Source organism: Lysobacter daejeonensis GH1-9, assembly GCF_000768355.1.
GTDB classification, from domain to species: domain Bacteria; phylum Pseudomonadota; class Gammaproteobacteria; order Xanthomonadales; family Xanthomonadaceae; genus Aerolutibacter; species Aerolutibacter daejeonensis.
The window spans coordinates 24,784-45,994 of sequence record NZ_AVPU01000001.1 but is presented as its reverse complement, the minus strand read 5'-3'; the positions used below and the strand labels follow the sequence as shown (position 1 = coordinate 45,994).

At 66.0% G+C, this 21,211-nt stretch carries 15 protein-coding genes; 4 read left to right on the top strand and 11 right to left on the bottom strand.

Features of this window, described 5'->3' with window-relative positions; translation table 11 throughout:
• Positions 1 to 261: 261 nt before the first annotated feature.
• The 3 genes from acnB to N800_RS00155 form a co-directional block, all read right to left on the bottom strand.
• On the bottom strand, positions 262 to 2,850 hold the full coding sequence (gene acnB, locus N800_RS00165; protein ID WP_036133368.1) for a bifunctional aconitate hydratase 2/2-methylisocitrate dehydratase: 2,589 nt from the start codon (positions 2,848 to 2,850) through the stop codon (positions 262 to 264).
• A gap of 149 nt (positions 2,851 to 2,999) precedes the next feature.
• Positions 3,000 to 3,401 carry a type II toxin-antitoxin system VapC family toxin gene (locus tag N800_RS00160; RefSeq protein ID WP_036133365.1) on the bottom strand — a complete coding sequence of 134 codons (402 nt, stop codon included), beginning with the start codon at positions 3,399 to 3,401 and terminating at the stop codon, positions 3,000 to 3,002.
• Between the two features lie 15 nt (positions 3,402 to 3,416).
• On the bottom strand, positions 3,417 to 3,662 hold the full coding sequence (locus tag N800_RS00155) for an AbrB/MazE/SpoVT family DNA-binding domain-containing protein (RefSeq protein WP_036133362.1): 246 nt from the start codon (positions 3,660 to 3,662) through the stop codon (positions 3,417 to 3,419).
• A 285-nt stretch (positions 3,663 to 3,947) separates the two neighbouring features.
• On the opposite strand from N800_RS00155, the gene acnA reads away from it, so the two are divergent.
• The gene (gene acnA / locus N800_RS00150) at positions 3,948 to 6,728 is read left to right on the top strand and encodes an aconitate hydratase AcnA (RefSeq protein WP_036133359.1); all 2,781 of its coding nucleotides are present in this window, start codon (positions 3,948 to 3,950) and stop codon (positions 6,726 to 6,728) included.
• A gap of 6 nt (positions 6,729 to 6,734) precedes the next feature.
• On the opposite strand, the gene N800_RS16190 is transcribed toward acnA, so the two are convergent.
• Positions 6,735 to 6,989 carry a hypothetical protein gene (locus N800_RS16190; RefSeq protein ID WP_232227498.1) on the bottom strand — a complete coding sequence of 85 codons (255 nt, stop codon included), beginning with the start codon at positions 6,987 to 6,989 and terminating at the stop codon, positions 6,735 to 6,737.
• A gap of 357 nt (positions 6,990 to 7,346) precedes the next feature.
• On the opposite strand from N800_RS16190, the gene N800_RS00140 reads away from it, so the two are divergent.
• Complete coding sequence (locus N800_RS00140; RefSeq protein WP_036133357.1) at positions 7,347 to 9,026, top strand: long-chain fatty acid--CoA ligase; 1,680 nt, start codon at positions 7,347 to 7,349, stop codon at positions 9,024 to 9,026.
• Between the two features lie 138 nt (positions 9,027 to 9,164).
• Entirely contained in the window at positions 9,165 to 10,031 is an 867-nt protein-coding gene (locus tag N800_RS00135) for a crotonase/enoyl-CoA hydratase family protein (RefSeq protein ID WP_036133354.1), read from the top strand.
• 18 nt (positions 10,032 to 10,049) lie between these two features.
• On the opposite strand, the gene N800_RS00130 is transcribed toward N800_RS00135, so the two are convergent.
• The 5 genes from N800_RS00130 to N800_RS00110 all read right to left on the bottom strand — a co-directional run bounded on the left by N800_RS00130 (position 10,050) and on the right by N800_RS00110 (position 17,211).
• Positions 10,050 to 12,233, bottom strand: a complete 2,184-nt coding sequence (locus tag N800_RS00130; protein ID WP_036133351.1) for an ATP-binding protein — start codon at positions 12,231 to 12,233, stop codon at positions 10,050 to 10,052.
• A gap of 3 nt (positions 12,234 to 12,236) precedes the next feature.
• Complete coding sequence (locus N800_RS00125; RefSeq protein WP_036133348.1) at positions 12,237 to 13,295, bottom strand: response regulator; 1,059 nt, start codon at positions 13,293 to 13,295, stop codon at positions 12,237 to 12,239.
• 104 nt (positions 13,296 to 13,399) lie between these two features.
• Positions 13,400 to 14,920 carry a lysine--tRNA ligase gene (gene lysS, locus N800_RS00120; protein ID WP_036133344.1) on the bottom strand — a complete coding sequence of 507 codons (1,521 nt, stop codon included), beginning with the start codon at positions 14,918 to 14,920 and terminating at the stop codon, positions 13,400 to 13,402.
• 208 nt (positions 14,921 to 15,128) lie between these two features.
• Positions 15,129 to 16,257, bottom strand: a protein-coding gene (gene prfB, locus N800_RS00115) for a peptide chain release factor 2 (protein ID WP_156962800.1) whose coding sequence is annotated in 2 segments (ribosomal slippage) — positions 15,129 to 16,181 and positions 16,183 to 16,257 — 1,128 coding nt in all. Because the reading frame shifts where the segments join, the coding sequence is not laid out codon by codon here.
• A 78-nt stretch (positions 16,258 to 16,335) separates the two neighbouring features.
• Positions 16,336 to 17,211, bottom strand: coding sequence for a LytTR family DNA-binding domain-containing protein (locus N800_RS00110; RefSeq protein ID WP_036133342.1), 876 nt, complete (start codon positions 17,209 to 17,211; stop codon positions 16,336 to 16,338).
• Positions 17,212 to 17,363: 152 nt separating this feature from the next.
• On the opposite strand from N800_RS00110, the gene N800_RS00105 reads away from it, so the two are divergent.
• Positions 17,364 to 18,563, top strand: coding sequence for an acyltransferase family protein (locus N800_RS00105; protein WP_232227496.1), 1,200 nt, complete (start codon positions 17,364 to 17,366; stop codon positions 18,561 to 18,563).
• Here the strand turns inward: N800_RS00105 and recJ are convergent.
• Both recJ and N800_RS00095 read right to left on the bottom strand, forming a co-directional pair.
• Positions 18,509 to 20,224 carry a single-stranded-DNA-specific exonuclease RecJ gene (gene recJ / locus N800_RS00100; RefSeq protein ID WP_036133337.1) on the bottom strand — a complete coding sequence of 572 codons (1,716 nt, stop codon included), beginning with the start codon at positions 20,222 to 20,224 and terminating at the stop codon, positions 18,509 to 18,511. The genes N800_RS00105 and recJ overlap by 55 nt on opposite strands.
• Positions 20,221 to 21,210, bottom strand: coding sequence for a hypothetical protein (locus N800_RS00095; protein ID WP_036133335.1), 990 nt, complete (start codon positions 21,208 to 21,210; stop codon positions 20,221 to 20,223). Before N800_RS00095 ends, recJ begins: the two co-directional genes overlap by 4 nt.
• Position 21,211: the final 1 nt, after the last annotated feature.

The following is a 21,211-nucleotide window of genomic DNA, read 5'->3' as shown; positions in this document are numbered from 1 at the left end:
CTGCGCCCAGCAGCACGCCAAGCGACACGTTTCGCCGGGTCGACACGCTTACCTGCAAGCGCGACAAGGCCCGGCGCAGCCGGCCATTGGGGGTATGCCTGCGGCTCAGACCTGGTCCCTTCACTGGTCGGTTGGATAGCACCGACGATCAGCGGATCACAGTAGGGGGCGCCCGGAAGCCATGCAAGGCCGTTCGCCGACCCCAGGAAACAGAAAACCCGGCACATGGCCGGGTTTTCTGCGCTGCAGTGCACCTATCGATCAGGCCGCCGCCACCTTGTCCGCCACTTCGCGGTATTCCTCGATCTGGTCGAAGTTCATGTAACGGTAGATCTCGGCGCCGTTGGTGTTGATCACGCCGATGTCCGCCATGTACTCCTCGCGGGTCGGGATGCGACCCAGACGCGAGCAGATCGCCGCCAGTTCCGCCGAGCCCAGGTACACGTTGGTGTTACGACCCAAGCGGTTCGGGAAGTTGCGGGTGGAGGTGGAGAACACCGTCGCACCCTCGCGCGCCTGCGCCTGGTTGCCCATGCACAGCGAGCAACCCGGCATTTCCATGCGCGCACCGGCGGTGCCGAAGGTGCCGTAGTGGCCTTCCTTGGTCAGCTCGCTGGCGTCCATCTTGGTCGGCGGCGCGACCCACAGGCGGGTCGGGATGTCACGCTTGCCTTCCAGCAGCTTGGCAGCGGCGCGGAAGTGGCCGATGTTGGTCATGCACGAACCGATGAACACTTCATCGATCTTGGCACCTGCCACGTCGGACAGGGTCTTCACGTCATCCGGGTCGTTGGGGCAGGCCAGGATCGGCTCGACGATCTCGTTGAGGTCGATCTCGATGACGGCGGCGTACTCGGCATCCGCGTCGCCTTCCAGCAACTGCGGGTTGGCCAGCCACGCTTCCATCGCCTTGATGCGGCGCGCCAGCGAACGGGCGTCGGCGTAGCCTTCGGCGATCATCCACTTCAGCAGCGTGATGTTGCTGTTGATGTATTCGATGATCGGTGCCTTGTCCAGGTGCACGGTGCAGCCCGCAGCCGAACGCTCGGCCGAGGCGTCGGACAACTCGAATGCCTGTTCCACCTTCAGCTGCGGCAGGCCTTCGATCTCGAGGATGCGGCCGGAGAAGATGTTCTTCTTGCCCTGCTTGGCGACGGTCAGCAGACCCTGCTTGATGGCCGCCAGCGGGATGGCGTTGACGAGGTCACGCAGGGTCACGCCCGGCTGCATCTCGCCCTTGAAGCGCACCAGAACCGATTCCGGCATGTCCAGCGGCATCACGCCGGTGGCCGCGGCGAACGCGACCAGGCCCGAACCGGCCGGGAACGAGATACCCACCGGGAAGCGGGTGTGCGAGTCGCCGCCGGTGCCCACGGTGTCAGGCAGCAGCATGCGGTTGAGCCAGCTGTGGATCACGCCATCGCCCGGACGCAGCGAGATGCCGCCGCGGTTGGAGATGAACTCGGGCAGCGTGTGGTGGGTCTTCACGTCCACCGGCTTCGGGTAGGCCGCGGTGTGGCAGAACGACTGCATCACCAGGTCGGCCGAGAAGCCCAGGCACGCCAGGTCCTTCAGTTCGTCGCGGGTCATCGGGCCGGTCGTGTCCTGCGAACCCACCGAGGTCATCTTCGGCTCGCAGTAGGTGCCCGGACGCACGCCCTGGCCTTCCGGCAGACCGCAGGCGCGGCCGACCATCTTCTGCGCCAGCGAGTAGCCCTTGCCGGTGTCGGCCGGGTTGATCGGCAGGCGGAACAGGGTCGACGGAGCCAGGCCCAGCGCTTCACGCGCCTTGGCGGTCAGGCCGCGGCCCACGATCAGCGGGATGCGGCCACCGGCGCGGACTTCGTCCAGCAGCACGTCGGACTTCAGCGCGAACTCGGCAATGACCTTGCCGTCCTTCAGCGCCTTGCCCTCGTACGGACGCAGCTCGACCACGTCGCCCATGTTCATCTGCGACACGTCCAGCTCGATCGGCAGCGCGCCGGCATCTTCCATGGTGTTGTAGAAGATCGGGGCGATCTTCGAACCCAGGCACACGCCGCCGAAGCGCTTGTTCGGGATGAAGGGGATGTCCTCGCCGGTGAACCACAGCACCGAATTGGTGGCGGACTTGCGGCTGGAGCCGGTGCCGACGACGTCGCCGACGTAGGCGACCAGGTGGCCCTTGTCCTTCAACGACTCGATGAACTTCACCGGGCCACGCTTGCCGTCTTCTTCCGGGGTGATGCCGTCACGGGCGTTCTTCAGCATCGCCAGCGCGTGCAGCGGGATGTCCGGGCGGGTGGTGGCATCGGGTGCCGGCGACAGGTCGTCGGTGTTGGTTTCGCCGGTCACCTTGAACACGGTTATGGTCAGCGACTCCGGCACTTCCGGCTTGCTGGTGAACCACTCGGCGTCGGCCCAGCTCTGCAGCACGGCCTTGGCGTTGGCGTTGCCCTGCTCGGCCTTCTCCTGCACGTCGTGGAAGGCGTCGAACATCAGCAGGGTGTGCTTGAGCGCGTTGGCGGCGACAGTGCCGACCTCGGCGTCATCCAGCAGTTCGATCAACGGGTGGATGTTATAGCCGCCCAGCATGGTGCCCAGCAGTTCGGTGGCCCGGGCGCGGCTGATCAGCGCGTTCTTCTCGGTGCCGTGGGCCACGGCGGCCAGGTACGAGGCCTTGACCTTGGCGGCATCGTCCACGCCAGCCGGCACGCGGTTGGTGATCAGGTCGACCAGGAATGCTTCCTCGCCAGCCGGCGGGTTCTTCAGCAGCTCGATGACGTCGGCGGTCTGCTGTGCGGTCAGCGGCAGCGGCGGGATACCGAGCGCGGCGCGCTCTGCGACGTGTTGGCGATAGGCTTCGAGCATGGAGGACTCCGGTGAATTACAGGATCCCTGCGATGGGATCCAGGTTTTGAAATGGGATGAAGCGGTAGTGCGAAACAGGTATTTCGAATGGGATGTTGCAGATACGGCATCGTGGCTCCGCTCGGGCATGGGGCCACTCCGCCAGAAGCTCAGGCAGTCGGCACGATCAGCTTGAGCCCCTTGAAGTACTGACGATAGAACCCGTCGTCGCGGGTAATCAGTCCGTCGCACTGCAGGAGTGCGTGGGCACCGATCAGGAAGTCCGGCACCGCGCGGGCACGCGGGCCACCGCGTTGGCGATGGCGCCGCTGCATCTCACCTGCGCGCAGGGCCGACTTCGACTCCAGCGCGCTGAAGCGGATGCTCATTTCCTCCAGCACCGCCAGCGCTTCGGCCCCGTCGCGCAGCGCACTGCACACCTCCGCCAGGGCCACGTCGCTGATCACCACCGGACCGTTGCCCAGGCACTGGCGCAGACAGGCCTCGGCCGCATCGGCCTGGGGCCCATCGGCCAGCAGGTCGATCAGGACGGAGGAGTCGATGGCGATCATCGGCGCATCGCCCGGTCAGGACTCGAGCGGCTCGCCCGGGGCCCGGCCGCGAATGGCGCGCATGGCCTCGTCGGTGGAGGCAAAGCCATCCAGCTTGAAGCGACCACGGGCGCGGGAAATGGCGTCGTCCACGCTCTTGCGCAGGACGATGCGATTGCCCTCCAGCTCGACCTTCAGCTGGGCGCCCTTGGCCAAGCCCAGCGCATCGCGCACGGCCTTGGGCAGGGTGATCTGGCCTCGCTCGCCAACGGTCGCTTCCATGGGTGCTCTCCGCATCGAAGTATGTATCAATCATACATACCTGAACGATCATACTCAAGTTGGCATACCGCTTCCGGGAAGCCAGTCGCAAAGGCTCGCGACCATATTCGACGAAGGTCCAATGCCCGGACACAGCGTTCCAACCGGCACCTCACCCAACCTGAATATGCCGGAGCCATAATGGAGTACGTCGTGCCGCACGGCCCGCCCTACGGCACCCAAGGATGCCCGCCATGCCCCGCATGCGCGGCTTGCCCGCCCCCTGCCAAAGGAGCTGCAACCCCCATGAACGACTCCTTCTCGACGCGCCGCCAGCTGTCCGTCAACGGCAAGTCGCTGACTTACTACAGCCTGCCTGCGCTGGGCGAGCACTTCGACCTGTCGAAGCTGCCCTACTCCATGAAGATCCTGCTGGAGAACCTGTTGCGGCACGAAGACGGCGGCATGACGGTCGGTCGCGAACACATCGAGGCCGTCGCCCAATGGGACGCCACGAAGGACCCCGACACCGAGATCGCCTTCATGCCCGCCCGCGTGGTGCTGCAGGACTTCACCGGCGTGCCGTGCGTGGTGGACCTGGCCGCGATGCGCGATGCCGTCACCCGCCTGGGTGGCAATGCCAGGCAGATCAACCCACTGATCCCCTCCGAACTGGTGATCGACCATTCGGTGCAGGTGGACGTCTTCGGCCGACCGGATGCACTGGACCTCAACGGCAAGATCGAATTCGAACGCAACATGGAGCGGTACAGCTTCCTGCGCTGGGGCCAGAAGGCATTCGAGAACTTCAAGGTGGTGCCGCCCAACACCGGCATCGTGCACCAGGTGAACCTGGAGAACCTCGCGCGCGTTGTCGTCGAGCGCGAGGTCAAGACCGATGACGGCGCGAGCGAATTGCAGGCGTTCCCGGACACCGTGTTCGGCACCGACAGCCATACCACCATGATCAACGGCATCGGCGTGCTGGGCTGGGGCGTCGGCGGCATCGAGGCCGAAGCGGCCATGCTGGGCCAGCCGTCATCGATGCTGATTCCGCAGGTGGTGGGCTTCAAGCTCACCGGCAAGCTGCCCGAGGGCACTACGGCCACCGACCTGGTGCTGACCGTGACCCAGATGCTGCGCAAACTGGGCGTGGTGGGCAAGTTCGTCGAGTTTTATGGCGAAGGCCTGCAGCACCTGCCGCTGGCCGACCGCGCCACCATCGCCAACATGGCCCCGGAATATGGCGCCACTTGCGGCATCTTCCCGATCGACGCGGAAGCGCTGAACTACCTGCGCCTCTCCGGCCGCAGCGAGGCGCAGATCGCACTGGTCGAAGCCTATGCCAAGGCCCAGGGCTTGTGGCACGAGCCGGGCGCACCAGAGGCCACCTACTCCGCCACGTTGTCGCTGGACCTGGGCGACGTGAAGCCGTCGCTGGCCGGCCCGAAGCGCCCACAGGACCGCGTGCTGCTGGAAGACATGCAGGTCAACTTCAACGACAACCTCACAGGCCTGATCGTTGGACGCAAGGCCCGCGTGGGCTGCGCGGAATCCGACTTCAAGGAAGAGGGTGGCGCGCAGCCGCAGGCCAGCCACCTGGCTGCCAAGCCGCAGTCGAAGATCCGCATCCACGACCAGGATGCCTACCTGCACGACGGTTCCGTGGTGATCGCCGCAATCACCTCCTGCACCAATACGTCCAATCCCGCGGTGATGCTGGGGGCTGGCCTGCTGGCACGCAACGCCGCCAAGCTTGGGCTGAAGGCCAAGCCGTGGGTGAAGACCTCGTTGGGGCCGGGGTCACTGGTAGTCACCGACTACCTGCGCAAGGCCGGCCTGCTGGATGACCTGGAGCAACTGGGCTTCTACGTCGTGGGCTACGGCTGCACCACGTGCATCGGCAACTCGGGCCCATTGCCGGACGTGGTGTCCAAGGGCATCGCCGAGAACGATCTGGTCGTCGCCTCCGTGCTGTCGGGCAACCGAAACTTCGAAGGTCGCGTACATCCAGAGGTGAAGATGAACTACCTCGCCTCACCGCCGCTGGTGGTGGCGTACGCGATCGCCGGCACGGTGGACATCGACCTGACCCGAGACCCGCTGGCGACCACCGCCGACGGCACGCCGGTGTACCTGCGCGACCTCTGGCCCAGCAACAAGGAGATCGGCGACCTCATCGCCGCAACCGTCGGCCCCGAGCTGTTCGCGCAGAACTATGCCGACGTGTTCAAGGGTGACAATCGCTGGAACCAGATCGCCTCCCCGGAGGGCGAGTCCTTCCGCTGGGACGAGGCCTCCACCTACATCAAGAACCCGCCCTACTTCGACGGCATGACCATGGCCGTGGGCCACATCGCGGACATCGAAGGTGCACGCGTGATGGGCCTGTTCGGTGACTCGATCACCACCGACCACATCTCGCCGGCGGGCAACATCAAGAAGGACTCGCCGGCCGGCCGTTTCCTGCAGGCGCGGGGCGTGCAGCCGGCGGACTTCAACAGCTATGGCAGCCGCCGCGGCAACGACGACGTCATGGTGCGTGGCACCTTCGCCAACATCCGCATCAAGAACCTGATGCTGGGTGGCGAGGAAGGCGGCAACACGCTGTATTACAGCCCCGGCGGCGCGGCACCGGAGAAACTGGCCATCTACGATGCGGCGATGAAGTACAAGGCCGACGGCGTGCCGTTGGTCGTGTTCGCCGGCAAGGAATACGGCACTGGGTCCAGCCGCGACTGGGCGGCCAAGGGCACCAACCTGCTGGGCGTGCGGGCCGTGGTGGCCGAGAGCTTCGAACGAATCCACCGCTCCAACCTGGTGGGCATGGGCGTACTGCCCCTGCAATTCCAGGCCGGCGAGAATGCGCAGACGCTGGGACTGGACGGCTCGGAGACCATCAGCATCACCGGGCTGGTCGACGGCGCATCACGCACGGCCACGGTGGTGGCGCGCAGGGCCGACGGCAGCGAGAAGCGGTTCGAGGTCAAGGTGCTGCTGCTCACGCCGAAGGAAGTGGAGTACTTCCGCCATGGCGGCATCCTGCATTACGTGCTGCGGCAGCTGGCCGCAAGGCGGGCCGCCTGACACAGGTCAGGGCACGCCCTGCCCTGCACCGCTCCAGCGCAGGCTGGTGAGCTCCCATGCATCGTCCACCAGCCGCCATCCACTCTCCACCTGGTACAGGCGCGCACTCTCGGGCAGGGTCGCGCCGTCGCCGCCGGTGAGCGCGGCGGTGAAGCGGACGGTGGCATGGCGACTGTCAGCGGCCATGTCCACCTGCATCGGGCCAAGGGTCACGCCCACGGCCCGGTAGCGAAGGAACGCTGCTTGGGCCGTACGGCGCAAGCCTGTACGGTCCATGCCGTCGGGGCCAACGAAGTCTTCGGCCACGTTGCCGGCAAGGGCCGCGGCATCGCGACCCTCCAGGGCGTGCTGCGATGCAGCAACGGTCTGTCGCAGGCGTTCCTCGGGAGCCGTGCGCGCGCAACCATGGAGTGCGCAAACGCACACAATCGCCCAGAAGCATCGGCGTAACGTGTCCAGAGCCTCCCCCTCCCTTGCGTCATCAACCCGTCCAACGCTAGCGGGCCGGGGGCCGCCTTGCCAGTCCCAACACCCTATGCTCCAATCCGGTCAAAGACCGTACGGCTGCGCATCCGCGCACCGAGCGGCCACAAAACAAGCGATATAGAGGGGATCGCGATGACCAATGCTCGACCGTGGCTGGCCCAGTACCCATCAGGAATTCCGTCGGAGATCAACGTCGACGAGTTTCCTTCCATCGTATCGGTGCTCGATGCCGCGATCGCCAACTATCGTGACCGCCCCGCGTTCTCCAACCTCGGCAAGACGCTGACCTATGGCGACATCGACCGGCTCAGCGCGCAGTTCGCTGCCTACCTGCTGGGCGAGCTGAAGCTTAAGAAAGGCGATCGCGTCGCGATCATGATGCCCAACTGCCTGCAGTATCCGATCGCGACGTTCGGCATCCTGCGCGCGGGCTTGACGGTGGTGAACACCAACCCGATGTACACCGCCCGCGAGCTCCGGCACCAGCTCGTCGATTCCGGTGCGAGCGTCGTGTTGGTCATGGACAACTTCGGACACACGGTCCAGGAAGTGCTCGCCGACACCCAGGTCAAGCAGGTGATCACCACCGGTCTGGGCGACATGCTCGCCTTCCCCAAGGGCCCGATCGTCAACTTCGTGCTGAAGTACGTGAAGAAGATGGTGCCCGACTACGACATCCCGGGCGCGATCCGCTTCCGCGATGCATTGACGCTCGGACAGATGCACAGCCTGCCGGACGTGGACATCGAAGCCAGCGATATCGCTTTCCTGCAGTACACCGGCGGCACGACCGGCGTGGCCAAGGGGGCGATGCTTACGCATCGCAACCTCGTCGCCAACATGCAGCAGGCGGCGGCGTGGGTGGGTGGCAACATCAAGATGGGCGAGGAGATCATCGTCACCGCCCTGCCGCTGTACCACATCTTCGCGCTCACGGCGAACGGCCTGGTGTTCATGAAGTTCGGCGGCCTGAACTACATGATCACCAACCCCCGCGACATGCCGGCATTCGTGAAGGAACTGAAGGGCGTGCCGTTCACGGCCATTACCGGCGTCAACACCCTGTTCAACGGCCTGCTCAACACGCCCGGCTTCGACGAAATCGACTTCTCCCGCCTGCACCTCACCCTGGGCGGTGGCATGGCGGTGCAGCGTTCGGTTGCCGAGCGCTGGAAGCAGGTTACCGGCAACACGCTGGTGGAGGCCTACGGGCTGACCGAGACCTCGCCGGCGGCCTGCATCAACCCGATGACGCTGGAGGAATACAACGGCGCCATCGGCCTGCCGATTCCGTCCACCGATGCGTGCATCAAGGACGAGAACGGCAACCCGCTGCCCCAGGGCGAAGTGGGTGAACTGTGCATCAAGGGCCCGCAGGTCATGAAGGGTTACTGGCAGCGGCCGGAAGAAACCGCAGCGGTCATCGATGTCGATGGCTGGCTGCACACCGGCGACATGGCGCGGATGGACGAGAAGGGCTTCTTCTATGTCGTCGATCGCAAGAAGGACATGATCCTGGTCTCGGGGTTCAACGTGTACCCCAACGAGATCGAGGACGTCATCGCCATGATGCCGGGCGTGCTGGAAGTCGCGGCCGTCGGCGTGCCGGACGAGAAGTCGGGTGAAGCGGTCAAGGTGGTCATCGTCAAGAAGGACCCCAGCCTCACGGCTGAACAGGTGAAGGCTCACGCACGCGAGAACCTGACCGGGTACAAACAGCCCAAGATCGTCGAGTTCCGCAAGGAACTGCCGAAGACCAATGTCGGCAAGATCCTGCGCCGCGAATTGCGTGACGAGACCGCGCCGCACTGAACCCGGATTTCATAGTGATTTCCTCCAAGGCCCCTCCCCGAGGGGCCTTGTCGTTTGTGGTCGTTTTCGAGGTGTAGCATCGGACTCGGTCCGCGTGCCAATCCCGACCGCCACAACGCCACTACCGAGGAAGCCACCATGAGCGTCATCGAAAAATCCTGCCGTACTCGCCCCTACCCCACCGTGGAAATCGAGGCCGACGCCAACGGCAACGAAATTTGGATGTACATGCACGCCGACATCCGCCCGGGCGTCCGTCCGTGCTTCCGCACCGAGCTGATGGTGGACATGCACGCGTACCTGGCCTCGGTCGCCTCCCCCACCCCGTCGCCGGGCGCGGGTGGACTGCGCCACCTGGTCATCGCCTCATCGGCGCAGGCGTTCAACCTGGGTGGCGACCTTGACCTGTTCGGCAAACTGATACGTTCGGGCAACCGTGATGAACTGCTCGCCTATGCCCAGAGCTGCGTGGAAGGCGTGTACCAGTTCCACACCGGCCTGGGTGGGGATTTCCGCACGATCGCGCTGGTGCAGGGCGATGCGTTGGGCGGCGGGCTTGAACTTGCGCTGTCTTGCCATACGATCGTCGCCGAGCAGGGCGTGGACATGGGTCTGCCCGAAGTCCTGTTTGGCCTGTTCCCGGGCATGGGCGCGTACTCCTTCCTCTCGCGTCGCGTCAGCCCGCAGCTGGCGGAGCGCATCATCCTGGAAGGCCGCGTCTACACCAGTGACGAACTGCACGCCATGGGCGTGGTCGATGTACTCGTGCCGAAGGGCCATGGCGAACAGGCCGTGCGTGAGCTGATCCGCCAGCAGCAGCGGGCTCCGCACGCGCACCGCGCCCTGAATCGCGTGCGCGCGTTGTCGCAGCCGGTGGAAAGGGACGAGCTGATGCGCATCACCGAAGTCTGGGTGGACACCGCCCTGCAGCTGGGTGAGCGTTCGTTGCGGACCATGGAGCGGATCGTGCGCGCGCAAGCGCGGCGCGGCGGTATGGCCGGGTGAGGCCGGCCGCGCGCAGGGTCAGGGCGCGTTCTCGCCACTCGCGCCCAAGGCCTGCGTCCGCCGGTCCAATGCGGAACGTCCCAGGGAGAGCTGCTCGCCCAGCTTGATCGCGTGCTGCCGCCAATCGCGCGAAAGCTGCCAGTCCTGCATGCGCATCACCTCGCCGCTGGCCGAGGACAAGCGCATCAGGCCCAGGTTGCTGGCCACGCCTTTCAGGGCATGGGCCTGTTCCCGGATGCGGTCCCAATCACCATGGTCCCCACCCTGGCTGAGCTGCATCAGGCACTCCTCGGCATCGCGCAGGCATTGCACGATGAATTCACGTTCGAACGATTCGCCCAACCCGAGCGATCGCAGTTCGTCCAGCACGCTGGGATCAAACACATTGGCGGCAATGCCGCCCTCGCCCCGCGCCGCCACGGGGGCCGTCGTGGGCGCCACGCCATTGGCCAGGTTGCCCAGCAGCTCCAACAAGCGCGAAGTGGCCACGGGCTTGGCCAGGAATTCCCACGCGCCCGCCCGCCTACAGGATTCGATGGCATCCGGCGTCACATCGGCGCTAAGCACCATCACCGGCGTCTTGGCCGGGGCACCGGCTTGCAGCACCCGCAGATGGTGAAGCAGGTCCAGACCGCTCATGTCCGGCATATGCAGGTCAACGATCGCCGCATCGAACTCCGCCTGCTCCATCGCCGACAGGACATCCTCGCCGCTGTCCACGCTGGTGACGCGGTGGCCAGCCTTGCGCAGCAGGCGTTCCAGCACCAGCCGGTTTGCGGCGTGGTCATCGGCGATCAGGATGCGCATGCTGCGCACGCGCGCGCGATGGCGCAGGAACGGGTCGGAGAACGCAATCACGTTCTCTGCCGCGTCTGACGTGTCCCGGCGCCCTTCCGGGTTCGCAGTCTCTCCCGCGCCTGAGGGCAACGCCACGGACTCGCGGCTTGGCACATCGAAGGGCAGCTCCACCCAGAAGCGGCTGCCTCTTCCTTCGGCGCTCTCGAAACCGATCGTGCCGCCCATCGCCTCGGTCAGGCCCTTGGCAATCGTGGTACCCAAACCCGTGCCGCCATAGCGGCGCCCAAGGCTGGAGTCGGCCTGTTCAAACGCCTCGAACAGGCGGTGACGCACCGAATCCGGCACCCCGACGCCCGTGTCGGTTACCGTGAAGCGCAGGCGCGTACGGCCATCCAGCGTGCCTACCGACGCTACTTGCAGGCTCACCGAGCCATTCTGGGTGAACTTGACCGCATTGCCCGCCAGGTTCAGCAACACCTGGCGAAGGTGGGCCACGTCACCGCAAAGCAGGGGCGGAACCGCATCGTCCAACGACATTGAGAAACGCAGCCGTTTGGCGCGCGCCTGGGGGGCGAGGATCAGCCCGATGCTGTCCACCAGGTCCCGCGGCGAGAACTCGGTGAGGTCGAGCTTCAGCTTGCCCGCCTCGATGGCGGAAATGTCCAGCACATCCTGCACCAGTGCCAGCAGCGACTGGGTAGAGGCGCGGATGGTGTTGACGCACTCGCGCTGCTCCTCGTCCAGGCGGGTGGCGGCCAGCAGCTCCGACATGCCCGCCAGGCCGTTGAGCGGCGTGCGGAATTCATGGCTCATGTTGGCCAGGAAGCGCGACTTGGCTTCACTGGCGCGACGCGCCTCATCGGTGGCGCGCGTCAGTGCCCGCAACAGGCCCGACAGGTACATCGGCACCGCCGCCAGGCCCAGCAGCAGCCCCACCGCCAACACGCGGTTGTCCTGCCAATAAGGGGTCACCGCGATGACATATCCGAAAGCCACCGAGGCCACCACCACTGCTGCCGCGAGATAGCGATTGCCGAACCGGAGACCGTTGCCCACCGTCACCCACATCAGGATCACGTAGACCCAGGCCAGCGGCTCGCCCATCCGGACCATGGCCGCAGCCATCAAGCCATAGTCGGCAGCCATGCCGATGCCGCGTCGCACGTGCGAGCGTTCCGGGCGCGCCACGATCCAGCCCAGCAGCACGGCCCCAATGGTGAAGCCCGTCGCCACCATCGCCAGGACGTCGCCGTAGATGGCGGCCGACATGCTCTCGCGAACCCCGCTGGCCTTGAGATACACCAGCACCACCAGCAACACGGCCAACCGCACCATCGCCTGGCCATGCTCGCTGTCAGTGCGCTGCGACAGGCGCGCCCTGAGCCAATCCAGGAAATGGTTCATCGGTCACTCCCTATCCGAGCGGGGGCTGCCCTTGGAATAGCGGCGGCAAATATCGTGCAAGCGTTCGCTCGCCCGGATCAGTACATCGACGCAATCCGGATCGAACAGCCGGCCGCGTTCAGAGGCCAGGTACTCCAAGGCTTCCTCGATGGTCCAGGCATGCTTGTAAGGGCGTGGCGACAGCAGCGCATCGAACACATCAGCGGTTGCCACGATCCTCGCTTCCAACGGGATCTCCGCGCCAACGAGGCCATCCGGGTAACCGGACCCGTCGTAGCGCTCGTGGTGGCGCAATGCGATCGTCGCGCCCAACTGGATGAAGCGGTTCTGGCTGCCACTGAGCAGATGGTGGCCGATGCGCGGATGCGTTCGCATGACGTCGCGCTCGTTCTCGTTGAGCGGGCCGGCCTTGAGCAGCACCGAATCGGGGATCGCAATCTTGCCCACGTCGTGGAGCGGCGCCGCCATCTCGATCAGCCGCGCTTCGTCTTCCGACAGGCCCAGCTCCTCGGCAATCAGTCCGGCCACGTGGGCCATGCGCTCCAGGTACACGCTGGTCCCGGTGTCGCGCAGCTCGATGGCGCGCGCCAGGCGTGACAGCGTCTCGCGTTCGCGCTCCTCCACCTCGTGCATGCTGGCCAACAGTCGTTGCTCCAGCGAAAGTGCGCGCTGCTTCACGTGCTCGGACTGCTGGCGCAGGTGCAACAGGTTGCGGCAGCGGGCGCGCAGTTCGCGCGGCCGAACCGGCTTGACCAGGAAGTCAATCACCCCTGCGTCGAGCGCCGCTTGCCGGAGAGGTTCGTCCCCGACCACGGTGACCAGGATGATCGGCACGTCGCGATGGGTCGGGCGGCGGCGGAACCGACGGGCGAACTCCAGCCCGTCGATGCCCGGCATGCGGTAGTCCAGCAGCAACAGATCCGAGTGACCGGCTTCGCACCAGGCCAGCGCGGTTTCCGGCTCGCCGAAGTCGTGGACCTGCAACTCCGGCGTGATGTCCTCGATGATGCGCCGCAACATGGTTCGCGCGGAGGTTTGATCATCGACAATGACCACATTCACTCAGGCACCTGCCCTTTGTGCCGCCAAGGGTGCGGCACACCGTGCCCAGCATATCGTTCCGTTCGGGTGCATGCAGCCATTCCTTGGCAAAAAGAGGGAGCGGTTCAGCCGTGCTCTGGCCGCATGTAGGGGAACAGCAACACGTCGCGGATCGAGGACGAACCGGTCAGCAGCATCACCAAGCGGTCGATGCCGATGCCCAGTCCACCGGTCGGCGGCATGCCCACTTCCAGCGCACGGATGTAATCGGCGTCGAAATGCATGGCCTCGTCGTCGCCCCCGGCCTTGGCCTCCACCTGCGCCTGGAAGCGCGCGGCCTGGTCCTCTGGATCGTTGAGCTCGGAGAAGCCGTTGGCCAGTTCCTTGCCACCGATGAACAGCTCGAAACGATCAGTCAACTCGGGGTCGTGGTCGTTGGCGCGCGCCAGCGGGCTGACCTCCACCGGATGGTCGGTGATGAAGGTCGGCTGGATCAGGGTGTGCTCGACGGTCTTCTCGAAGATTTCCAGCAGCAGCTTGCCCCATCCGTAGGACGCCTTCACCGGGATTTTCAGGCGGGCGCAGTGCGCGCGCATCTTGTCGAGGTCGCGCAAGTCCCCACGCGCGATCTCGGGGTTGTGCTCCAGCACCGCATCGGTCATCGACCAGCGGCGGAAGGCTGGCGCCATGTCGATGGTGTTGCCGTCCCAGTCCACCTCGGTGGTGCCCAGCACGGTCTGGGCCACGTCGCGAATCACGCCTTCGGTCAGGTCCATGATCTCGGTGTAGGTGGCGTAAGCCTCATACAGCTCGAGCATGGTGAACTCGGGGTTGTGTCGGGTGGACACGCCCTCGTTGCGGAAGTTGCGGTTGATCTCGTACACACGCTCCATGCCGCCGACCACCAGGCGCTTGAGATACAGCTCCGGCGCCACGCGCAGGTACAGCTGCAGGTCCAGCGCATTGTGGTGGGTGACGAAGGGCTTGGCCGTTGCGCCGCCGGGGATGTAATGCATCATCGGCGTCTCGACCTCGAGGAAGCGGCGGGCATCCAGCCACGCGCGCATCTCGCGGATGATCTTGCTGCGCTTGACGAACACGTCGCGCGCCTCGGGGTTGACCACCAGGTCGACGTAGCGCTGGCGGTAACGCTGCTCGACGTCGGCCAGGCCGTGGAACTTGTCGGGCAGCGGGCGCAGCGCCTTGGTCAGCAGGCGCAGCGACTCGGCCTTGACCGACAGCTCGCCGGTCTTGGTCCGCGTGACCACGCCCTCGGCACCGACGATGTCGCCGACGTCCCAGCCCTTGAAGGCTTCATAGGTGTCGCCCAGCGCGTTGGACTGCAGGAACAGCTGGATGCGGCCGGATTCGTCCTGCACCTGCACGAAGCTGGCCTTGCCCATCACCCGCTTGAGCAGGATGCGGCCGGCGACGACGACCTTGTGCGCCTTGGCCTCCAGCGACTCGGCGGTCCATGCGTCGCGGTCGGCATAGGCCGCCTGCAGGTCGCCAGCGTAGTCGTGGCGCTTGAAATCGTTCGGGAAGGCGATGCCCTCCCCTCGCAGCGCCGTCAGTTTGGCGCGACGCTCGGCGATCAGGAAATTCTCGTCGGCGGGCGTCTGGGCGGGGGTGGTCTGGTCGGTCATCGCAGTGGGGTCGAAGAGTTACAAGGGGTTTGCGGGGGGGGTCGAATCGGTTGCCGTGCGTCCATGGCTTGGCGTCCGTGACCGATCCCTGGCCCGGTGTCGCCCCGGCCCCATCCTGCCGGGCCGGGAGGCGTGACGCCAGCCTGCTGGCTGGCACCACGTTTGGGCTGGCGTGGACGAAGGTGGGGCAAGCGCCCCGCCCGCGACGTCAGGCCATGTCCGCGCGTTTGGAGCCGACCTCCAGGCCGGACTTGAGGCTGGCCTCGACGAACTCGTCCAGGTCGCCGTCCAGCACCTTCTGGGTGTCACTGCGCTCCACGCCGGTGCGCAGGTCCTTGATGCGGCTCTGGTCCAGCACGTAGTTGCGGATCTGGCTGCCCCAGCCGATGTCGGACTTGCTGGCTTCCAGCGCGTCCCTCTCGGCGTTGCGCTTCTGCATTTCCAGCTCATAGAGCTTGGCGGCCAGCATCTTCATCGCATTGTCGCGGTTCTGGTGCTGGCTGCGGCCGGTCTGGCAGGCCACGACAATCCCGGTCGGCACGTGCGTGATGCGCACGGCCGATTCGGTCTTGTTGACGTGCTGGCCGCCCGCACCGGACGAGCGGTACACGTCCGTCTTCAGGTCCGCGGGATTGATGTCGATCTCGAAGCTGTCATCGACTTCCGGCGACACGAACACCGAGGTGAACGAGGTGTGGCGGCGGTTGTCGGAGTCGAACGGCGACTTGCGCACCAGGCGGTGCACGCCAGTCTCGGTCTTCAGCCAGCCGTAGGCGAAGTCGCCCTCGACGCGGACGGTCGCGGACTTGATACCCGCCACGTCGCCACCACTGGCCTCCATCAGTTCGGTCTTCCAGCCGCGCGACTCGCACCAGCGCAGGTACATGCGCAGCAGGATTTCCGCCCAGTCCTGGGCTTCCGTACCGCCAGCACCAGCCTGGATGTCGATGAACGCGTTGGCCGAGTCCATCTTGCCCGAGAACATGCGCTGGAACTCCAGCTTCTCCACGTCCTTGGCATAGCGGTCGACGTCGTCCACCACGGCCAGCGCGGTGCCCTCGTCGTTTTCCATCTCGGCCAGTTCGAGCAGCTCGTTGGCTCCGACCAGGCCATCGGTCAGGTCGCGGATACCACTGACCACCTTGTCCAACGAGGCGCGTTCGCGCCCCAGGGCCTGGGCCCGATCGGCGTCGTTCCAGACGTCGGGGCTTTCCAGTTCGCGGTTTACTTCTTCGAGGCGTTCAACCTTGCCATCGAAGTCAAAGATACCCCCTCAGCGAATCCAGCCGTTCCCGAAGGTCGGCGATTCGCTGGCGGACGGGATTCAGCTCGATCATGCTGGGTGTCCGTTTTGGTCGTGCGGTGATGAACCCGCAATTCTAGCAAGCCATGGGTCGTTGCAGGCGAAAGCCCTCTCAAGCCGCAATGGCGGGCCCACGCAGGGCGTCCCGGTAGCGCCGGCTGCAAGGCAACTCCGTTCCATCCTTGAGCTGGATCTTGGCCTCGCCACTCTCCAGGGGTTGGATCGAAGTGACCAGGTCCAGATTGACCATGTAGCTGCGGTGTATGCGCACGAACCGTGCGGGGTCCAGCTTGGCCTCGATGCCGGAGATGGTGCTCCGCAACGGGTAGTCATGCCCCCGTACGCGCAGGTTCACGTAGTTGCCGGCCGCCTGCAGCCACTCGATGTCGGCGGCCGCCACCAGGAACTCACGCCCCAGCTTGCGCACGAGGAAGCGCTCCGGGCGATCCGTGGACTCCACCGCCTCCCCCTCGTCGGGCTCGGCCAGCAGCGTGGCCTCACCCTGCATGCGTCGCAGCACCAGCCGATAGATCTCGATGGTCGCGACCATCCCCACGTAGGTCCGGATGTCCTTCAGGTATTCGTAACCCAATTCGACCGGCAGGGAACCGAAGTCGTACACCAAGCCTTGACTGGCGTAGGCCACCTTGCGCAGCCCGACCATCCCGGCGACATGGGCAACGGAAAAGACCACGCTTCCCAGCAAGTGCCGGGGCAACTGCTGACGCAGGTTGTCCCAATGCAGGGGAAACCGGCGGGTGAACCAGACCAGCGGGGGCACCAGCAGCAGGAGCATCAACCCGCTGGACGTCTCCCACGCCACCGGCTCCCAGTCGGCAAACATCAGGTCCACCCGGCGCACGTCCATCAGCACGGTGACGCTGTTCGCCACCGCATTCACCAGGGTCAGCCCGAGCCAGTAACTGACCTCCACGGTGCGTTTCCAAGGCAGGTAGCGTTCATAGGCGGAAGGCGCGGGCATCGTCATCCGCGCATTCTACTGGCGGCGCGTGGCGAGGCTCCCCCGCTCACCCCTGCCGTCCGCGGCTCGTCCCTGAACCCTTGGAATTCGTCACTTTGGGAGAGGGCGCGGACCGGGGCCATTGGAGCATGGCCATCCCAGCCAAGGACGCGACGACCATGACCTTTTCCCGCCGCCATGATCTCGATTGGGTACGCGTAGCCGCCTTTGGGTTGCTGGTCCTCTATCACGTGGGCATGTACTACGTGAGTTGGGACTGGCACGTCAAAAGCCCGTTCACCAGCCCGGCCCTCGAACCGTTGATGCTGCTCACCAGCCCGTGGCGGCTGTCGCTGTTGTTCCTGATATCGGGGGTGGCCACTGCCTTCCTGCTTGCCAACCGTCCTCAGCGGTTCCTAGTCCAGCGCTCATGGCGCCTGCTGCTGCCACTGATCTTTGGCATGTTCGTGATCGTCGTGCCCCAAGCCTACTTTGAAGTAGCAGAAAAACTCGGTTATTCAGACGGATACGCATCGTTTTACAAGCGATACCTCATGGCAGACACAACCCTTTGCCGCGATACGGATTGCCTGGACCTGCCTACCTGGAACCATCTGTGGTTCGTGGCCTACCTGTGGGTGTACACCATCGCGCTGGTGGCGCTGCGGCGGGTGTTCCCCAATTCGATGGCCCGGATGAGCCAGGTACTGAGTCGACGCCTGCGGGGCGCCGTACTGCTGCTGGCGCCCGCGATATTGCTGGCCGTGGTGAGGCTGGCCCTGGTCGCGCGTTTCGAATCCACCCACGGGTTGGTCGATGACTGGTACAACCACGCGCAGTACCTGCCCCTGTTCCTGGCCGGCTACTGGCTGGCCACGGCGGAAAATGTGTGGAATGACATCGAACGCCTGCGTTGGCCCGCCACCGCGCTTGCCTTGGCGAGCTATGTGTTCATTGCGTGGTACTTCAGCCGATACACCGATACCAACCCGCCGCCCGACGCACTCCGCATGGTCCAGCGCGGGATCTGGGGGCTGGACCAGTGGGCCAGCATTGTCGCCATCCTCGGCTGGGCCAGGCGCTGGGTCCAAGGGGACGGCCCGGTCCTGCGCTACCTGTCCAGTGCGGTGTTCCCCGTCTACATCCTCCACCAGACGCTGATCGTTGCCTTCGCACACTGGGCCAAGCCCCTGGCGCTGATGCCGGTTGTCGAGGGTCCACTGCTGGTGCTGGCCACCTTTGCTGCCAGCTTTGCCGGATACGAGGCGATCCGTCGGGTCCGCTGGTTGCGTCCGCTGTTCGGACTGAAGCGGCTGCCCCCGGCTCAGGCCGACTCGCGGTACGTCACCACCAGCTGCACGGCATCGCCGCCGCGGTAATCGTCAGGTTCAAGCCGATAGGCGATGCGCACCCTGCCCGCTGGAGGTGCGCCGGCCCATCCGCCGAACTCGATCGCGTTCAGGCGGCGACCGGCGTGGCCCAGCTCCAGCTTGAGGTGGCGCTCGGCGATGACGCGCCACTGGAGCACGTCGAATTCGCCATCGAACTGCGGCTCCGGAAAGCCCTGCCCCCACGGTCCACCGTCACGCAACGCTTCCGCACTGGCCCGGGTGAACTCCGCCGGGGCCAGGGCGCCGTCCGAGAGCACGTCGACCTCCAGCAACTCCGGGGTCAGTACCGCTTCCGCGCGCGCGCGGAATGCCGCTTCGAATGCGGGAAGCGCGTCAGCCCGGAGAGACAAGCCTGCCGCCATCGCGTGGCCGCCGAACCGCTCGATCAGCCCCGGGTGGCGGCTGTCCACGTCCGCGATGGCGTCGCGGATATGAAAGCCGGGAATGGAACGCGCCGAACCGCGCAACATGGCGCTGCCCGGTTCCGCCGGTGCAAATGCCACCACGGGCCGGTGCACGCGTTCCTTGATCTTGGAGGCCACCAAGCCCACCACGCCCGGGTGCCACTCGGCATCGAACAGGCACAGCGATACCGGCACGGCGCCATCGGCCAGCGCCACGCGTGCCACAGCCACAGCCGCCTCGTCGGTCATCTGTTGCTGACGGGTGCGGCGCTCGCCGTTGATGGCATCCAGCGTGGCGGCCATGCCGCGGGCCTGGTCCAGGTCGTCAGTCAGCAGGCACTCGATGCCCAGCGCCATGTCTTCGAGGCGACCGGCCGCATTGATGCGTGGGCCGATGGCGTAGCCGATGTCGGCCGCGGTCAGGCGCGCGGGATCACGCTGGGCGACCTCGATCAGCGCCCGCAAGCCAGCGCACCCCTGCCCTGCACGCAGCCGGCGCAGACCCGCCGCCACCAAGGCGCGGTTATTGGTGTCCAGCGGCACCAGGTCGGCAACGGTGCCCACGGCCACCAGGTCCAGCAGCGTCGCAAGGTCCGGCCCGGTGCCTGTAACAGCCCCGCTCTCGCGCAGGCGGCGACGCAATGCCATCAGCACGTAGAAGATGACTCCCACGCCGGCCATCACCTTGCTCGGGAAGGCATCGCCACGCAGATTGGGATTGACGATGGCGTCCGCCGGCGGCAACGTCTCGCCCGGCAGGTGGTGGTCGGTTACCAGCACTTGCCAGCCACGCGACTTTGCGGCCGCGATACCGGGATGGCAGGCAATCCCGTGGTCCACGGTAATGACCAGGTCGGGCTGAAGCGCAGCCAGTTCGCCCACCAACGCCGGCGAAAGGCCGTAACCGTGCACGATCCGATTGGGCACCGCATGCGAGACGCGTCGCGCGCCGAGCATCCGCAGCCCGCGCACGCCCACCGCGCAGGCCGTGGCCCCGTCGCAGTCGAAGTCGCCGACCACGACGATATGACGGTCGCGTGCGATGGCGTCGGCGATCAGCGCCGTGGCGGCATCCAATCCACCCAGCAACTCGGGGGCCAACAGTTGCGCCAGGCGCGGCTGGGCCTGCTCGATGGTGGCGGCGCCTCGTGCGGCGTAAACGCGTTGCAGCAGCGGCGGAATGCGCTCCGGCCACTCGCCAGCGCCAACGTCCGGGCGGCGACGCAGCTTCGAGCCGGGCGTCATGCCTCGAGGGATCCCAAGGCGCGTCGCCAGAACCGCCAGCGTTGGCCGGGCGTCAGGACGAAGGCATGACCATCGGCGAAATCCAGCGTCGCGCGCTGCAGCCGGCCCGCCTGGAGATCCGCATGCAGCGGAGCCAGCCAGTCGCGCTCAAGGGCAGCCAGGTCACGCACATGGCGCAGGTCGAATAGTGCGGAATCCGCGTTTGCACTGCTGCCGAGGTTGACGAGGGGCGTGGAGGACCACCCAGTGGGCAAAGCTGCGGTCGCCACGTCGGCTAGCAACGCCATTGCTTCCAATGCATCGTCGTCAGTGGCAATGCTGGTGTATGCGGTTCGCACGGAACCGGGCAGCACGCCCGCTCCCCAGAACCACAACGAATTCACCGGCGCCAATCCCTTCGCCAACCGCTCTGCATTGCATGGGTGGTTGTGCAGCACCACCTGCGCTTCGCTCAGCAGCGCGCGCCAGCGGCGGCCCTCGCCGCTTTGATCGGCCGAGGCACCTGGCAGGTGGTCGAACACATCGTCGCCCAACGCCATGTCCGGCGGCACAAACGCGGGCCACTTGGCACCGGCGGGCAGGCGCAAGTACCAGCGCGACGGATCCGGGGCGTCGATCGGCACGCCTGCGTCGCCAAACAGCGGGCGCAGAGCGGAAAGGAACGCGTCCACGTCGGCAAGATCCAGCGCCAGCGCGGGGCCATGTGCCAGCAGTCGGGCACCGTTGATGTCCGGGCGCACATAAGCCGGGTCCGCGCGCAACCATGCCGCACCCACCGCATCACCGGCGTCACGCTGGCGCGTGGCAGCGGCCACCGGCCAAGTGCGCGGAAGGACATCCAACACCCGCCCCAACTGACCCAGTCCGTGGCCGTGGGTAGCGTCGAACGCGCGCTCGGCCCGTGCCAGGCGCACCGCAAGTGCAGGCGGCAGGCGCTGCTGCGCCAGTCGCGCGCGAGCCGGCAGCAGGAGCGTCGTCGACGTCATC

Coding starts and splice junctions, on each gene's coding strand:
- N800_RS00105 (WP_232227496.1), top strand. CDS start 17,364: ATGACCTTTTCCCGCCGCCATGATCTCGATTGGGTACGCGTAGCCGCC.
- N800_RS00130 (WP_036133351.1), bottom strand. CDS start 12,233: ATGAACCATTTCCTGGATTGGCTCAGGGCGCGCCTGTCGCAGCGCACT.
- N800_RS00095 (WP_036133335.1), bottom strand. CDS start 21,210: ATGACGTCGACGACGCTCCTGCTGCCGGCTCGCGCGCGACTGGCGCAG.
- recJ (WP_036133337.1), bottom strand. CDS start 20,224: ATGACGCCCGGCTCGAAGCTGCGTCGCCGCCCGGACGTTGGCGCTGGC.
- acnA (WP_036133359.1), top strand. CDS start 3,948: ATGAACGACTCCTTCTCGACGCGCCGCCAGCTGTCCGTCAACGGCAAG.
- N800_RS00110 (WP_036133342.1), bottom strand. CDS start 17,211: ATGACGATGCCCGCGCCTTCCGCCTATGAACGCTACCTGCCTTGGAAA.
- lysS (WP_036133344.1), bottom strand. CDS start 14,920: ATGACCGACCAGACCACCCCCGCCCAGACGCCCGCCGACGAGAATTTC.
- N800_RS00155 (WP_036133362.1), bottom strand. CDS start 3,662: ATGGAAGCGACCGTTGGCGAGCGAGGCCAGATCACCCTGCCCAAGGCC.
- acnB (WP_036133368.1), bottom strand. CDS start 2,850: ATGCTCGAAGCCTATCGCCAACACGTCGCAGAGCGCGCCGCGCTCGGT.
- N800_RS00135 (WP_036133354.1), top strand. CDS start 9,165: ATGAGCGTCATCGAAAAATCCTGCCGTACTCGCCCCTACCCCACCGTG.
- N800_RS00140 (WP_036133357.1), top strand. CDS start 7,347: ATGACCAATGCTCGACCGTGGCTGGCCCAGTACCCATCAGGAATTCCG.
- N800_RS00160 (WP_036133365.1), bottom strand. CDS start 3,401: ATGATCGCCATCGACTCCTCCGTCCTGATCGACCTGCTGGCCGATGGG.